A 14494-nucleotide genomic window follows, 5' to 3' on the forward strand; every position below is an offset into this window, starting at 1 on the left:
TGAGCTGAGATGGCTGAAGGCGAAGACAAAGACAGCAAAACAGAAGAACCAACAGAGAAAAAAATCCGCGACGCGGTGGACAAGGGCAATGTGCCCTTCAGTCGCGAGGTCCCGGTCTTTGCCTCGACGCTCGGCATGCTGGTGTTTCTCGTGTTCTTCCTGCCCAGCAGTGCGGCCAGGTTCACCGAAACACTGCGCGACCTGTTCGAGCAATCGGATGGCTGGCGGCTGACCACCGGCGGCGACGCGATGGCGCTGTTCCAGCTGCTGTTCTTCGAGGCCGGCGGCATTCTGCTTCCTGCATTCGCACTGCTGATGGGATTCGGTATCGCCGCATCGGTGCTGCAGAACATGCCCAGCCCCGTTCTCGACCGGGTTCAGCCGAAGCTGGAGCGGATTTCCATCATCAAGGGTATGGGTCGGATCTACGGCCCCAAGGGCCTGGTGGAATTCGCCAAGAACATCTTCAAGATCGTGGTGGTCTCGACTGTCGTGGCAGTGGTGATGCGGACGGAGTTCTATCGCTCGCTCGATTTCATGTTCATGGACCCGATCCTGGTCGCCCCCGACATGGCCCGCATGGCCGGCAAGGTTGTCGTGGTGGTGCTGATCTGCACGGCGACCCTGGCCATCGTAGACATTCTCTGGACCCGCTACAGCTGGCACCAGGACCTGAAGATGAGCAAGCAGGAGATCAAGGACGAATTGAAGCAGTCGGATGGCGATCCGATCATCAAGGCGCGTCAGCGCTCTCTTGCCCGCGACCGGGCACGCCGCCGGATGATCGCAGATGTGCCGCGCGCGACCCTGGTCATCGCAAACCCGACCCATTTCGCGGTCGCCCTGCGCTATGTGCGCGAAGAGGGTGGCGCCCCGATTGTCATAGCCAAGGGCCAGGACCTTATCGCGCTGAAGATCCGTGAAGTTGCCGAAGCGCACGGAATTCCAGTATTCGAAGATCCTCCGCTTGCGCGCTCCATTTTTGCGCAAGTCTCGGTCGATAACTTCATCCCGCCGGTGTTCTACAAGGCTGTGGCCGAGTTGGTGCACCGTATCTATTCGGCCAAACCAAATTCCACTATTCCAGGCGCGCGCTCATGAAACAGCATCCCTTTACCGCCGAGCAGGAAAAAATCATCGCAGACGCGATCTGTACTGTTGCGAGCGAGCTGCGTCTGATCGACGTGGCTGACCTCATCTCCATGCTTCGCTTCGAACGGCATGGCGACCTTGCCGATCTGGTGGCATCGGCGGCAGAGATGTATTTTCTGCCCGGTACGGTGAAGCTCGGCATCGGCGGGGACTATTATCTCGACTGGGGCGGTCAGCCGCGGGTGGTGCTGGATCTCGAGATCCGTCCCAAGAAAGTGACGATCTATGCGCGGCTGGTGCTTGAGCAGGATTGTGGCGGAATCGAAATCAACCATATCGATTTCGAAGAACCGCTGGACGATCCCGACGACAACACGGTCGTTCTTGCCGAAAGCCTGCGCGCCGCGGCCTTCCGTCCCTTCGTCTCGGCGGTGCATGTTTCGCGCCGCTCAGCCTGAGACACTCACCGACCGAGCAAGTTCCACACACACCACGATAGCCTGTTGCCTGCTAAGGGCCATCGGTTGGGGATGAGCAACCGCTTTCGGCTGCACGCACCGACGCCAGTCAGGCGATGACACCGAGCCTGATTGCCTTGGCGATTGCCTGGATTCGATTGACAGCGTTGAGCTTTGTGGTTGCCGAGCCCAGATAGGCGTTGACGGTGTGAACCGACAGATTGAGCTGTTCGCCGATCGCTTCGCTCTTCATGCCATTGCCAACAAGCTGCAGGCACTCGATTTCCCGATCGTTGAGATTTTCGGTACCGACAGACATCCCGAACGCGAGCCGCAACTTTTCGCGCATCACCGTTACGGACTTCCGGTGCATGTCCATCAGCAGATCATTGTTGAGTATGGCACGGGCATCGAAGAACACCACAAACCCGTTGCCCATCGTTCCAAGCTGCACCGGAAATGCAAGGTGCAGAGCCGTCCCGTCATCGGTGCGGACAATGGTTGCCGGGGAGTGTTCGAAGACAACAGCGTCCCGCGGCGCCAGAATCAGCGGACAAGGGGACGAATACAGGTGACCGAGCAGGAACTCGGATCTGTCGCGGATGAAACTGTTCACCTGATCCTGCGAACCCGGACTCTGAACCACGCATTCGATCTGTCCCGGCTTCAGCAGTGTGTGGGCCTGGACAGTCAGCAGTGCGAACGCCGTGCTGCCACACAGACGCTGCATGGACACGAGCTTGGGAAACAGATCCGCAATCGAACCTGCATTTCCCGCCACACCAGCACCCGGGGAGCGTTCCGAGCGCTCCGGGGCTTGCGCATCTTGATAGGCTCCGAATTCCATAAGGGGCGTTCCTCTGGCTATATAATGCGCTGGCGAACAGCAAATGCAACTGCTTCGGAGCGGGTTTTTGCACCAGTCTTGTTCATTATGCTGGTGATGTAGTTGTTGACCGTGTTGCGCGAGATCCCGATTATCAATGCAATTTCATCGCTGGTCTTGCCCTCGCCTATCCAGGACAGACATTCAACTTCCCGAACCGTGAGGTCGGACAATGCGTAATTGTTCGATACGATCTCGGGAAATTGCGCCGTGTGATAGGCGGTTGCCAGTGCCACGTCGCGCAATCGGTCATGGGAAACCGAGGCGTCCTTGTCGAACAGAAGAGCCAGCAACATGCGAGCCTGACCGGCATTGTAGGGTATCAGGCACATCCGCCGCGCATATTCGGGTGACAGGTCCACCGAAGCGTCAATCTCCTGAAACATCGGCTCGAAGGCCTGCAGGCAGCGCCGTACCTCGCTTGTACGGGCCTCTGAATCAACGAGCGTCGCCCCGTACTGACGAACAAGGTTGAACGGCCAGTCCGACGTCACGATGAAATCGTGGTTCCGGTCCGAATAAAGATCGGTACGGGCAAGCAGATAGGATCGCGCACCGGCGTAAGTGCAAATCAGGTCCATCCCGCCGGCCAGTTGCCCACGAGTCCGCTGAGCTTCCAATTCATGGATAAACGCCCCGCGCGCGATCATCGACTGCCCTTTCCCCGTACGCGCCATCACCAAGCGACGCATCTACAACCACGATCGTGGATCGGCCCCGCAGAAGCACAGACGATCTGCGCGAGAGTTCGTGATGTGCCCGCCGGGCCAAGCCGCCACTTGTGATTCCCGGCAAAAGGCGAATCAACGAATCAATCCAGCCACGGCCATAGTGTGCCGAAAATTACCCCGAGAAAACATGACCATTTTCTGGGACTGGACATATTGCTTTATCTCTGAGCGAATTTCAGCCTGATCCCGGTGATTTGCCAGCTACCGGGTCGAATCACTCACAATGTGCGAGCGGGCGCCGTCAAGACCTTCGCGCGAGCGCATGATGAATTGGTCACGAGCCCGGCCATTCGGCCGCAACTGCGCTGACAGTCGCGTTCTCACAACCGGGCCCCGATTGTACGGAGCGCGAAGCATGGTCCCAGTTCCGGTTCGTGGGAAGGAAAGCTCAATCGCGCAAGCGGGTTGGTGATGACCATGGACGATGTGCCGCCGGGTGAGACCATTGGCGCGGGCGTCGAGCCTGCCGCCAGAACTTGATCCGTCAGGGGGCGAGCCGCCTGGGCCGGTGCAGTTCGAACCGGCCCGACTTGTCATGCCGGGCTCAAGCTGCTTCGCTCGAAGCCCAGCTCCGGAGGATTTTCGCAGCGCGTTCCTCGTTGATCTCGACCATGCGGGCAAGGCGCCGCTCCGGACCTTCCTTGACGCGACGGTTGAAGGTGCCACTGTCCTCGAGCTCGAGTTCGGATTCGCTTTCCTCGCCGAAGCCAAAGTCTGCACCGAAGCCTTCCATTGGCATCGAGCCACCGCCCATGGCCGCCGGCGAGAAGTCCGGCAATTCCAGTTCATCATCCATGCCAAGTTCATCCTGGCTGGAAGCGCCGGCAGTCCCGCGAAGCAGCGGACGGAAGCCGAACATGATCAGAAGGACAGCAACCGTGATGAACGCCAGGGCATTGATGATGGTGCCAAGCTGTGTCTTCAGCGTATCCATGAAGCCCGGTTGCGCTGCATCGGCGGTCAGGATCTCGCTGGCAAGGAATTCCATGACGGTGACAGTGGCGCGATCGCCGCGCTCGGCATCAATGCCGGAGGCAGAGGCAACCACCTGCTCAAGTTCGGCAAGATAGGCAGCGGTCTGCTCAGGTGTCGGCTCTCCACCCAGCATGGCATCGATGCGGGCCTTGTTGACCACGACCGCGATCGACAGGCCCTCGATATTGTAGCTGTTGCGGACAGTGGAAACCGTCTTCGAGTTGATCTCGAAATTGGTTTGCTCTTCCTTCCGCTCGGCCAGTTCGCTGGATTTCGGGCCAGCGGCGCCGGTGGCGTCAGGCCCCTGGTCGGGAATGTTCTGCTCGACGGTCGCAGGCGTCGCCGCATTGGATTCGCTGGATGTCTGGTTTTCCCGGGTTATGCGGATGGACCGTTCAACCCGGGATTCGGGATCGTAAACGGTTTCCTGAATCTGCTGACTGTCGGTGTTGACCTTGGCGTTGACGCTGGCCCGGAAGTTCTCGATGCCGAGAAACGGCGACAGGGCTTTTTCGATGTTGGTTTCGACTTCGCCCTGAACAAGCTGCACGATCGAGAGCGAACGGTTGAGGTTCGAGTTCGAGAAGTCGTCGCCGGCGGCAAGCAGCTTGCCGGTCGCGTCGAGCACAGTGACTTCATCAATGGTCAGACCGGGAACCGAAGACGCAACCAGATGCCGGATCGAATCGGCGGTCCGGCCGGCGATGTTGTTGCCGCCGCGGACCATGACCGATGCCGAAGGCTTCTGGTCTCCACGCCGGAAATTGCCGCGATCCGGCATGACGATGTGAACGCGCGAGGCGGAGATGCCGTTGATGGACTGGATGGTCCGGGCGATTTCGCCCTCAAGTGCGCGCACCCGCGTCACTTCCTGCATGAAGCTGGTCAGTCCGAGAGAGCCGACCTGATCGAACAGTTCGTAGCCCGCGGTGTTGGAGGACGGCAGGCCGCGCTCGGCCAGCAGCATCCGTGCACGGCTTGTCATGCCCGCAGGCACTGTGACAGAACTTCCGTCCGTACCGGTTGCGAAATCTATATTGGCTTCTGCAAGAACCAGGCTGATCTGATTGATGTCTTCGCCGGAGAGCCCGATATAAAGGGTCTCACGCGTCGGCTTGTTGAGAAATATCGCGGAACCGATAATCAGAAAAATCGACAGGGCGCCAACCCCGACAAGAGCAAACAACTTCGTCTGACCGAGGCCGGCCAGATTCTTAGTAATTTGTGACAGCTGGTTCAACAGACTCATTCTGTATCCGCGCTCAATAAAAGATGCCGGCCACATTGACCGGTATGTTCACCCTAGATGGCGAAACTTGCGCGAAGATGGTCTGCGGGTCCGCTTTACCCCGCGGTCAGAAAAACTCCAGGTCTCCCGATGCCTTCTGGTAGGTCTCGGCTGATGAGGGTGCATGGATCGAGGCCATGAGGCGCCGCTTCATGTCTTCCAGCGTGATCACATTGAGGGCTGTGGTGATGTCGATGAGGTGCTCAGGCTCCAGCCTTTCACTGATACCGTCCAGGAAATCCGCCAGGCCGTGGGTCTTCTGAACCGCCAGATCGATCCCCTGCATCACCCGCATATGGTCGGGAGAGGCCAGGAACTCGGTCGACCGGCCATTCGACAGCAGCGGCTCGAGCCTTTCGATCAGCTGTGCAACATCAACGAGTTCCGACCGGATACGGGCCATCACTTCACGCAACGGCTCACTTGCGTCGCCGCCGTGGTCATGGGGCAATTGCGTCATGATGGTGGAACTCCTCAGAAAAACTCGATCGATGTGTCCACCGGCTTCGGTGCAATGATTTTTGGCGGCGCTGTTTCGAGTGCCACGGTCTTCTGCATTTCCGCACCCGATAGCGGATACTGGCGCGCACGGCCGCTTACGGGGAAATACTCGAGCTTGCGCCCGACATCGCCGCCGGTGTTGCTGCCAATAATACGGATGCCCTCATCTGTTAGAAACTGCTGGGCAAACTCAGCGTTCTTCTCTCCGACATTGGAGAAGCCCGCGATTGTCTTTGCGCCACCGATAATCTTGGCTTCCAGACGTTCGCGGCGGGCACCCTTCTTGAGCAGGCCGTTGATCAGCAATTCCATCAAGTGCACGCCATAGCGGGTTGCTTCCCCGCCCGAGCCATTGGCCTGGCCGGGCAGAAGAAAATGATTCATGCCACCGACCCCGGCGACGGGGTCACGCATGCATGCGGCCACGCAAGAGCCCAGAATGGTCGACAACACGACGTCCGGATCGTCCGATACTTTATACTCACCCTGGATCACATGGATCCTTCGGAACTGGACGTCTGCTGTCATTTCAGAGATCCAAACACGGCCTCGATCGCCGCTTTCATCTTTTCAATGGTGAACGGCTTGGCCAGAACGTTGTTGGCGCCAAGTGCCGCCGCCTTCTGAACCAAGGCCCGGTCACCCTGGGCCGTCAGCATGATAAAGGCCGCTTTCTTGGTTGCCGGATTGGACCGGACCGCCTGGAGAAAGCCGAGACCATCCATTTTCGGCATGTTGAAATCCGAAATCACCAGATGGTGTGGTTGCTGGGCCATGATCTTGGCACCCTGCTCTCCATCACCGGCCACCGTAATCTGGGTGAAACCGAGCTGCTGGAGCGCGTCGCCGAGCAAGAGCCGGCTGGTCACCTGATCATCAACAATAAGAACCTTGATTTTCTGTGCAATGGACATCACGCGACCCTATCTTTGCGAGAGGTTGTAGTTGTTGACTTGAGGACTTCTTCCCCAATCTGATTGAGAGGCAACTGGAAATCGACGGCACCGATTTCGTGCGCGACGCGCGGCATGCCGTAGACGACACAGGTTTTTTCGTTCTGGCCGATGGTGGTGGCGCCAGCCTTGTGCATTTCGAGCAGTCCGGCCGCACCATCACGGCCCATTCCCGTCAGGATGATCCCGACCGCCTTGCGCCCTGCGAGCCGGGCGACCGACTGGAACATGACATCGACGGAAGGCCGGTGTCCGTTCACGGGTCCACCTTCGACCAGCATGCAGCGCGGCGCTGTCGGGTTGGATATCTCCATGTGACGGTCACCGCCCGGCGCCAGGTAGATGCGGCCGATCTCGAGACGGTCGCCATCTTCGGCCTCCTTGACCTGGGGAGCGCACAGCCGGTTGAGCCTTTCGGCGAAGCTCTTGGTAAAGGTGGCGGGCATGTGCTGAGTAATGACCGTCGGAGGGCAATTGGCCGGAAACTTGGTCAGCACCGCGATCAATGCCTCGACACCACCGGTCGATGCCCCGATGGCAATGATCTTGCGGGCCGGCTGGTAGTCGCTGGGCGCCGAGTAGGCCGGAGCGGCAGCGACCGGCTGCCCACCGACCACCGGCTCAGGCAAGTGGCGCTGCGAACGCGCGGCCGCCTTGACGGTCTCGGCCAGTCCCGCGAATGGCTGCGGGTCGCCGGGCAATGGCTTGCCGATGCAGTCGAAAGCGCCGATCTCGAGCGCGGCCAGGGTGGCCTCGGCGCCGCGCTGCGTCAGCGTGGACACCATGATCACCGGCATCGGCCGGAGCTTCATGATCTTGTCGAGAAACTCTATGCCGTTCATGTTCGGCATCTCGACATCGAGAGTGATCACATCGGGGTTGAGCTGCTTGATCGCCGATCGCGCTTCAAGTGCGTCGGCGGCCTCGCCCACAACCTCGATGCCCGGATCGGAACGCAGAACCGCCCTGATCAAGCTCCGCATCGTCGGAGAGTCGTCTACAACAAGTACACGGGTGCGTGCTGTCATGGTTGTCAGATCCTCCCCTTGTGCCGGTAAGTGGTGATGGCCGTGTTTTCAAAGCGGTCCTTGCCCTCGCCGGACAGACGCTCCGAGTGGCCGATATAGAGATGCCCTCCCACCGGCAGCAGGTCGGCATAGCGAACCCAGATCTTCGCCTGGGTCGGTTCATCGAAATAGATCACCACGTTGCGGCAGAAAATGACATCGAACGGACCGCGGAACGGCCATTGTGCCATCAGGTTGAGTTCCTTGAAGCTGATCAGCTGCTTGACCTGATCGCCAACCTGCCAGCGCTTTTCCGGCGTCTGGGTGAACCATTTGCTGCGCATGGCCGCATCGACGGTCTCAATGGACTGGCCATCATAGATACCCGCCTTGGCCTGGGCGATGATCTTCGGATCAATATCCGTGGCAAGGATCTTGATATCCATCGTCGCAACGTTCGGCGCCATAGCGAGCAGCGTCAGGGCAATCGAGTAGGGTTCCTGGCCATCGGAGCAGCCCGCCGACCAGATCCGGACCCGACCGCCGGCCCTGGCCCGCGTGAGAAGATCGGGAAGAACGACCGTGCGGAGATGATCGAAATGATGGTTTTCCCGGAAAAACCGGGTGAAGTTGGTGGTCAGAAAGCTCAGCATCTCGCGGCGCTCGTCCGCACCGGCGGCAGAGCCCACAAGGTCACAGTAGTCCCTGAAGCTGTTGAGCCCGATCTGGCGCAGCCTCTTGGACAGCCGCGAATAGACCAGCGACGCCTTGGTTTCGTTGAGAGCGATACCTGCATCGGAATAGATCATTCCGGCAATCTCGGCGAGATCCTTGCGGGTGAGCGGATACTCTCCCTTCACCAGGGTGTCGTCAGGCCGTCCGGATTGAAGAATTGCAGCGGCGCTCATGCGGCCTCACTTTCAAGGGTCTCAAAAAGGGCGTGGAGTTCGACAAAGCAGATCATGCGGTCATCCATCGGGATCATCCCGCGGATCAGCTCACGATCCACCGACCGGCTGACGTCCGGCGCCGGTTGTATGGAGTCAGTGGCGACAGTGAAGATGTCAGAAACTGAATCCACCAGCAGACCGATTGTCTGCTCACCGATCCGGGTGACGATAATGACATGTTCCTGCGTCGGTTCGGACGCAGCCATCCCCAGGCGCAGCGACAGGTCCATTATCGGCATCACCACGCCGCGAAGATTGATCACGCCACGCACATGGTCCGGCGAATGCGGCAGGATCGTCGCAGGTGTCCAGCTGCGGATTTCCCGCACGGATATGACTTCGACGCAAAACTCCTGATCACCAAGCGTGAAAGCGATCAACTCCAACATGTCATTATCCGAAATCCGCATATGGCCTGTCCTCCTAACCGGTCGCCGCAAGCATCATGTCAGGGCTCAGCGGCTGGCCGCGTGAAGCCGTAACGACTGCATCGACATCAAGGATGAGTGCCACCCTGCCATCGCCGAGAATGGTCGCCGCGGCGATGCCCGGAACGTTGGTGTAGTTGGCCTCGAGGCTTTTGATGACGACCTGGCGCTGTCCTTGGATGGCGTCGACCATGAGGGCTCGCTGACCGCCGCCTTCGGATTCGACCAGCAAGGCCACACCATCGACAGGGTTTGCGAGATCCGAGCGGAAGTTGAGGATGTTGCCGACGTCGACCAGCGGACAGAAGGTATCGCGGATGGCGATAAGCCGCTGGCTTGGGCCAAAGGAATGGATGTCCGACTTCTCAGGCTGAAGCGTCTCGACGATCGCCGTGAGCGGCACCACCAGGGTCTGGTTGGCAACTGTGACGACCATTCCGTCAAGAACCGCGAGCGTCAACGGAAGGCTCATGGTGAAGACCGAGCCCTTGCCAGGCTTGGAGGTGATCGAAATCCGGCCTCCGAGTGCCTGGATCGAGCGTTTGACCACATCCATGCCGACGCCACGACCGGAGATATCGGAGATTTTGTCGGCGGTCGAGAAACCGGGATGGAAGATCAGGTTGTCGATATCCTCATCGCTGAGGTTTGCATCCGCCGTGATCAAGCCGTTCTCGATGGCCTTGGCCTTAACGCGTTCACGGTTGATGCCTGCACCGTCGTCGGCGATTTCGATGACGATACGGCCGGACCGGTGTTTCGCGCTGAGACGCAGGACGCCTTCGGCATTCTTGCCGGCCTCGGTGCGCTTCTCTGGCGTTTCCAGGCCGTGGTCGACGGCGTTCCGGATCATGTGGGTCAGCGGCTCGGCGATCTTGTCGATAACCGTCTTGTCGACCTCTGTGTTTTCCCCTTCGGTGACCAGGCGGACCTGCTTGGCGGTCATGTCGGCGATTTCGCGGACGATACGTCCCATACGCTGGAACACCGGCTTGACCGGCTGAGCGCGGATGGCCATGACGCTGTCCTGGATTTCCCGGGTCAGCTGCTGCAGCTCTTCAAGGCCGAGATTGACGGCGGACGAACCGCCACTTTCATTCTCGACGACGCTCTGCGCCAGCATGGCCTGATTGATCACCAGCTCGCCAACGAGGTTGATGAGGCGATCAACGCGATCAAGGTCAACGCGGATGGTCTGCGGAGCGGCAGGAACGGCGGGAACCACGGTTTCCTTCTTCTCGGCTTCGGCCGCAATCGCCTTGGCGGCCAAGGGCAGATTCGGTGGCGCCATGGATTCGTCGCCAGCGGCCGCGGGAGCCGCAGCAGCGGGAGCGGGCGCTTCTGGAGCAGCAGCCTCTGCGGAAACCGCGGGGACATCCTCCAGCAGAGAAAGATCAAACGGCACGGCCGCCATCGGCTGGTCTCCACCCTGCGCATCCGGAGCGGCAAAAGCCTCCTCGTCGGCGCCGGCGGTGATTTCGACGGTCGAGTCCCATTCGACGAATTCGAAGACGTGGCGAACGGCTTCCTCGTCCTGATCGGTTTCAACCCGGATTAGCCAGGAGAAGTACGCACCTTCCGGATCAAGCATATCGATCGATGGAAGGTCGTCTGCCTCGCAACGAACCTGAAGATCACCGAGCTTGGCAAGCTCGCGCAGGATCAGAACCGATTCATTGCCCTTCGCATAGAGATCGGACCGCGGCTTGAAGCGGACGGTGAACACCGAGCGGCCGTCCTCGATGGCCAAATCGTCGTCGCCATCGAGAGCGTCAAAGCTGAAAGGCACCGGCTGAAAGCCACTGTCATCTGTGGGTTCGGGCGCTTCGGCAGCCGGAGCCGGCGTTTCGGCCTGCGCGGGCTCGGGGGCCGCAGCAGCGGGGGCCGGAGCCGGTGCAGCGGAGGCGCTCGGCAGAGGCTGGCCCTTGGCATAGGCTTCGAGCTCGGCAACCAGACCCGAGGTACGGGAACTTTCGACAGTGCCGCCATCGCGTGAGGCCGCCGTCAGGTCAGCCAGAACATCGGCGGAGCGAAGCATGACCTTGAGCAGGTCCTGCGAAGCTTCAAGCTTGTTGGATCGAACGCAATCAAGTGTTGTCTCAAACACGTGAGCGAAAGAGACAAGGTCATCGAGACCAAAGGCTCCTGCGCCACCCTTGATCGAATGCACGGCGCGGAAAACCGCGTTGACCGTTTCCGGATCGGTGTCGCCATCATTGAGTCGGAGCAGACCGGATTCCAGTTCAGCGAGCTGTTCCTCGCATTCCTGGAAAAAGATCTCCTTGATTTCATTCATATCCATGGGGAAGATCCTGTCAGGCGGTTACACGCTCAATGGCTGCGATCAGCTTGGATGGGTCAAAAGGCTTGACAATCCAACCGGTTGCTCCTGCTTCACGAGCGCGGTTCTTCTTTTCCGCGTCGCTTTCCGTGGTCAAGACCAAGATCGGAATTGCCCGGTAACGGTCGTTCTGCCGTACGCCTTCGATAAAACCGAAACCATCAAGACGCGGCATGTTGATGTCGGTGACGATGACATCCGGGTTGGATTCCTCGAGTACCTCGAGACCTTCAACACCATCTTCCGCCTGCACAATGTCAAAGCCTGCATTGTTCAGGGTCACCAGCAACATGTTGCGGATGGTTCGCGAGTCGTCGACCGTGAGAACCTTCTTTTTCATTTCAGCATCTCCTTTGGAAGCAGGGCTTCATCCGAAATTCCTAGTAATTGCAGCGTCTTGACGAAGACTTCCGAGGCCGGTTCGACCTTGAAGTGCTGGTCTTCGGCACGCCAGCTCTTTGCCGCTGCAAGCAGCACCTGGATGCACTGGGCGCCGACGCGGTTGACGTCGGACGCGTCGATATCGATGTCCTCACCCTTGTGTGCGAGCACCTGTTCGTGCAGCCGGCTGGCTGCGTTGAGGTCGAGGACCTCAGGCAGTTTCAAAACTTTCGGTGATGTACCGTCAGACGACATGTCGACTATCCTCGCTGGTGAATGGGCGTGCGCTGTTGGACGCGATCTGTTCATGAATCAGGCTCATCGCGCGAGCCTCCGCTGTGACGGCTGGTCATTCTCGGCCGGGCCGGCTGTCCGCTGGGCGGACAGATCGATGCTCTGGAAACCGGCATGACGCTCCTGGCGGTGCCGCCGGATCTGCTCTCCAAGTTCGGAAATGACAAGTTTGAGGTCGGCGCCCTTCTCGGCCGCGCCGACAAAACGCGCATTGCCGGACCCGATCAGACCGGTGATCTCGCCGAGAGAAGCGGCCGAACCGCCAATGTGACCGGCCTCCGCCTGTGCCTGGGTGCCAACGCCTGCAACAGCTTCCGAAATGCCGCCGACCTGCTCAACCAGTCCGGAAATGGCAGAACGGGTCTGGTCAACCAGTTCGACGCCACGGCCGACATGGGATTTTGCGTCGGACACCAGTTCCTTGATTTCATTGGCAGCACCGGCAGATCTCTGCGCGAGTGCACGTACTTCGGAGGCAACCACGGCAAAGCCTCGGCCGGCATCACCGGCCCGTGCCGCCTCGATGCCGGCATTGAGCGCCAGCAAGTTGGTCTGAAAAGCGATTTCCTCGATCACCGAGATGATCTTGCCGATCTGTTCGGCGGAATTCTCGACACCCGCCATGGCGTCGATAGCATCAGCAACCACACGGTCGCCGGCTTCTGCACTCTTGCGGGCCTGGGAAATCAGGATTTCGGCTTTCAGGGCGATCTCGGCGGTTTGTTTAATTCGTCCGGCGATCTCGGAGAGGGTGTCGTGCTCTTCGCTGACCGAGGCACCCTGGCGTTCGATCTCGAGACGAACAGCCTCGATGTCGTCGCTCAACCTTACGGCAAGCTGCTCTGCTTCGGCGAGGCTCGCGGCGGATCCGGTCACAAGATCCTCAAGCCGGCTGACGGCGCGATTGAAATTGTCGGCAGCCTGCTGGTGCTGTTCTATCTCCAGAGGGGCGACGCGCACCGAAAGATCGCCTTCGGCGAGGCGTGCAAGTGCTGCTCCGAGCGTGGATTCGACAAGGCTACGCTCGTTTGCGATGTCCGTCTCGCGCTGCCGGGCAGATGAGCGTGTTTGCTCGCCAAGCCGGTGGGTTACCTGCACATCGATATCGATGAGGGCTGCCTTGACGACATCGACGAGACGATCGGCCAGAAGGTTGCGCTCGGACTGGCGCGAAAAGCTCTTGAACAGGCCGGTACGGCTTTCATCGACAAGCCGGCGGATCACCCGTTCCAGGACCAGGGCGTGGCCGCCGATCGACCAGCCTGCATCCAGGCCGATGCGCTGGCGCACCTCGCCCAGAATAACTGACCTGTCCGCATACAAACCATCGAAACGGCCATCGGCGAGGATCGACCAGTGGGCCACTTCGAGTTCCTCGAGCCGGTCGATCTGGCGGGGGGATGAGAAAAGCGAAGCGATTTCAGGTGTGTTCTGGAGCCGTTCAAAGAATGCGGAAAGGGCGACGCGGGCCTCTGCCTCGATCATCGGCCGGATTTCGCGCAGGCGATCACCGCTCTGCTGATCAAGCCGGGTCAGCGCAATCCGCGCGCGCAGGCCGTCAGCAGCCGCTGCATCCCTCACCCTTGCTTGAACCTGCCCCACGCGTTTAACCCCAAAATCCGGCATGCCGCCGAAAACATCAAATCGGGCTTTTTTGCTGCGTTTCCGGTGTCACAGACGCCGCTGTCCCTGTCACACTCGTGACAGTACACAGCCGGTGTCTTGGATACCGTGCGCCGCTTGGCCCATGAGAAACTGGAAATCCGGATCTGACCGGAACCTTCGAGCGGCTTCATGCCTTTGTGGGAAGCGGTGCCATCGCACCAACCACAATCCGTAGGTTAGATTGTTTTTTACGTATTAATCCTTGCCCGAAGGTTAACGCCGTTTACCAGTGTTAATCATGTTTTGCTCCAATTCCGTTTCGGACTTGACGAACTCGGGTCCGCCGGAGGCCACACTTGTTGACCTGTTGCAAGCTTCGGGCAAGTTGCAGCGGATAGTTACTGTCCTGTCGATGACAATGATGTCAGTTGGGAACGAGCAATGATTGTTCTAGGAATAGGCGCCGCCGCAATCGCGCTGATCACTCTCGCAAGCTTTTCACTTCTTCTTCGCACGACAGAAACACGTCGTCGGGTCGAACGTATTTTCTGACCCGGAAACACCAAAACGGTGGCGCGACTGTGCGTGTGTGAGCCTGTCCGCT

At 59.5% G+C, this 14494-nt stretch carries 15 protein-coding genes; 2 read left to right on the forward strand and 13 right to left on the reverse strand.

From position 1 onward, the window contains the following. The first annotated feature begins 9 nt into the window (after nucleotides 1-9). Both flhB and GTW23_RS21755 read left to right on the forward strand, forming a co-directional pair. Nucleotides 10-1101, forward strand: coding sequence for a flagellar biosynthesis protein FlhB (gene flhB, locus GTW23_RS21750; RefSeq protein WP_152010179.1), 1092 nt, complete (start codon nucleotides 10-12; stop codon nucleotides 1099-1101). Further along, nucleotides 1098-1550: a hypothetical protein gene (locus tag GTW23_RS21755; protein ID WP_152010180.1), complete on the forward strand. Its 453-nt coding sequence runs from the start codon at nucleotides 1098-1100 to the stop codon at nucleotides 1548-1550. The genes flhB and GTW23_RS21755 overlap by 4 nt, the downstream gene beginning before the upstream one ends. Before the next feature lie 109 nt (nucleotides 1551-1659). Here GTW23_RS21755 and GTW23_RS21760 read toward each other — a convergent pair whose 3' ends face one another. From GTW23_RS21760 to GTW23_RS21820, 13 genes are all read right to left on the reverse strand, one after another. Beyond that, nucleotides 1660-2397 carry a response regulator transcription factor gene (locus tag GTW23_RS21760; protein WP_152010181.1) on the reverse strand — a complete coding sequence of 246 codons (738 nt, stop codon included), beginning with the start codon at nucleotides 2395-2397 and terminating at the stop codon, nucleotides 1660-1662. Nucleotides 2398-2414: 17 nt separating this feature from the next. Beyond that, nucleotides 2415-3128: a transcriptional regulator VisN gene (visN, locus tag GTW23_RS21765; protein WP_152010182.1), complete on the reverse strand. Its 714-nt coding sequence runs from the start codon at nucleotides 3126-3128 to the stop codon at nucleotides 2415-2417. A gap of 583 nt (nucleotides 3129-3711) precedes the next feature. Then, complete coding sequence (fliF, locus tag GTW23_RS21770; protein WP_152010183.1) at nucleotides 3712-5391, reverse strand: flagellar basal-body MS-ring/collar protein FliF; 1680 nt, start codon at nucleotides 5389-5391, stop codon at nucleotides 3712-3714. 106 nt (nucleotides 5392-5497) lie between these two features. Then, entirely contained in the window at nucleotides 5498-5890 is a 393-nt protein-coding gene (locus GTW23_RS21775; RefSeq protein WP_252917452.1) for a hypothetical protein, read from the reverse strand. 14 nt (nucleotides 5891-5904) lie between these two features. Next, nucleotides 5905-6459 (reverse strand): chemoreceptor glutamine deamidase CheD, encoded by a 555-nt coding sequence (cheD, locus tag GTW23_RS21780; protein WP_252917453.1) that lies wholly within the window; start codon nucleotides 6457-6459, stop codon nucleotides 5905-5907. Further along, nucleotides 6456-6845, reverse strand: a complete 390-nt coding sequence (locus tag GTW23_RS21785) for a response regulator (RefSeq protein WP_097108711.1) — start codon at nucleotides 6843-6845, stop codon at nucleotides 6456-6458. The genes cheD and GTW23_RS21785 overlap by 4 nt, the downstream gene beginning before the upstream one ends. Beyond that, the gene (locus GTW23_RS21790; protein ID WP_152010186.1) at nucleotides 6845-7912 is read right to left on the reverse strand and encodes a protein-glutamate methylesterase/protein-glutamine glutaminase; all 1068 of its coding nucleotides are present in this window, start codon (nucleotides 7910-7912) and stop codon (nucleotides 6845-6847) included. The genes GTW23_RS21785 and GTW23_RS21790 overlap by 1 nt, the downstream gene beginning before the upstream one ends. Nucleotides 7913-7917: 5 nt before the next feature. Then, nucleotides 7918-8799 carry a protein-glutamate O-methyltransferase gene (locus tag GTW23_RS21795; RefSeq protein WP_152010187.1) on the reverse strand — a complete coding sequence of 294 codons (882 nt, stop codon included), beginning with the start codon at nucleotides 8797-8799 and terminating at the stop codon, nucleotides 7918-7920. Beyond that, a complete protein-coding gene (locus GTW23_RS21800; RefSeq protein WP_252917454.1) occupies nucleotides 8796-9230 on the reverse strand; it encodes a chemotaxis protein CheW in 435 nt (144 codons plus the stop codon). The genes GTW23_RS21795 and GTW23_RS21800 overlap by 4 nt, the downstream gene beginning before the upstream one ends. Nucleotides 9231-9264: 34 nt before the next feature. Then, on the reverse strand, nucleotides 9265-11571 hold the full coding sequence (locus tag GTW23_RS21805) for a chemotaxis protein CheA (RefSeq protein ID WP_252917455.1): 2307 nt from the start codon (nucleotides 11569-11571) through the stop codon (nucleotides 9265-9267). Nucleotides 11572-11584: 13 nt separating this feature from the next. Beyond that, nucleotides 11585-11950, reverse strand: coding sequence for a response regulator (locus GTW23_RS21810; protein WP_152010190.1), 366 nt, complete (start codon nucleotides 11948-11950; stop codon nucleotides 11585-11587). Continuing rightward, a complete protein-coding gene (locus GTW23_RS21815; RefSeq protein ID WP_152010191.1) occupies nucleotides 11947-12246 on the reverse strand; it encodes an STAS domain-containing protein in 300 nt (99 codons plus the stop codon). The genes GTW23_RS21810 and GTW23_RS21815 overlap by 4 nt, the downstream gene beginning before the upstream one ends. Nucleotides 12247-12309: 63 nt before the next feature. After that, entirely contained in the window at nucleotides 12310-13866 is a 1557-nt protein-coding gene (locus GTW23_RS21820) for a methyl-accepting chemotaxis protein (protein ID WP_345780643.1), read from the reverse strand. Between the last annotated feature and the right edge of the window lie 628 nt (nucleotides 13867-14494).

It is taken from the genome of Parahoeflea alexandrii, assembly GCF_024105735.1.
Classification (GTDB): Bacteria; Pseudomonadota; Alphaproteobacteria; order Rhizobiales; family Rhizobiaceae; genus Hoeflea; species Hoeflea alexandrii.

Coding starts and splice junctions, on each gene's coding strand:
- GTW23_RS21805 (WP_252917455.1), bottom strand. CDS start 11,571: ATGGATATGAATGAAATCAAGGAGATCTTTTTCCAGGAATGCGAGGAA.
- GTW23_RS21785 (WP_097108711.1), bottom strand. CDS start 6,845: ATGTCCATTGCACAGAAAATCAAGGTTCTTATTGTTGATGATCAGGTG.
- flhB (WP_152010179.1), top strand. CDS start 10: ATGGCTGAAGGCGAAGACAAAGACAGCAAAACAGAAGAACCAACAGAG.
- GTW23_RS21795 (WP_152010187.1), bottom strand. CDS start 8,799: ATGAGCGCCGCTGCAATTCTTCAATCCGGACGGCCTGACGACACCCTG.
- GTW23_RS21790 (WP_152010186.1), bottom strand. CDS start 7,912: ATGACAGCACGCACCCGTGTACTTGTTGTAGACGACTCTCCGACGATG.
- GTW23_RS21760 (WP_152010181.1), bottom strand. CDS start 2,397: ATGGAATTCGGAGCCTATCAAGATGCGCAAGCCCCGGAGCGCTCGGAA.
- GTW23_RS21815 (WP_152010191.1), bottom strand. CDS start 12,246: ATGTCGTCTGACGGTACATCACCGAAAGTTTTGAAACTGCCTGAGGTC.
- GTW23_RS21800 (WP_252917454.1), bottom strand. CDS start 9,230: ATGTTGGAGTTGATCGCTTTCACGCTTGGTGATCAGGAGTTTTGCGTC.
- fliF (WP_152010183.1), bottom strand. CDS start 5,391: ATGAGTCTGTTGAACCAGCTGTCACAAATTACTAAGAATCTGGCCGGC.
- GTW23_RS21755 (WP_152010180.1), top strand. CDS start 1,098: ATGAAACAGCATCCCTTTACCGCCGAGCAGGAAAAAATCATCGCAGAC.
- GTW23_RS21810 (WP_152010190.1), bottom strand. CDS start 11,950: ATGAAAAAGAAGGTTCTCACGGTCGACGACTCGCGAACCATCCGCAAC.
- visN (WP_152010182.1), bottom strand. CDS start 3,128: ATGCGTCGCTTGGTGATGGCGCGTACGGGGAAAGGGCAGTCGATGATC.
- GTW23_RS21775 (WP_252917452.1), bottom strand. CDS start 5,890: ATGACGCAATTGCCCCATGACCACGGCGGCGACGCAAGTGAGCCGTTG.
- cheD (WP_252917453.1), bottom strand. CDS start 6,459: ATGACAGCAGACGTCCAGTTCCGAAGGATCCATGTGATCCAGGGTGAG.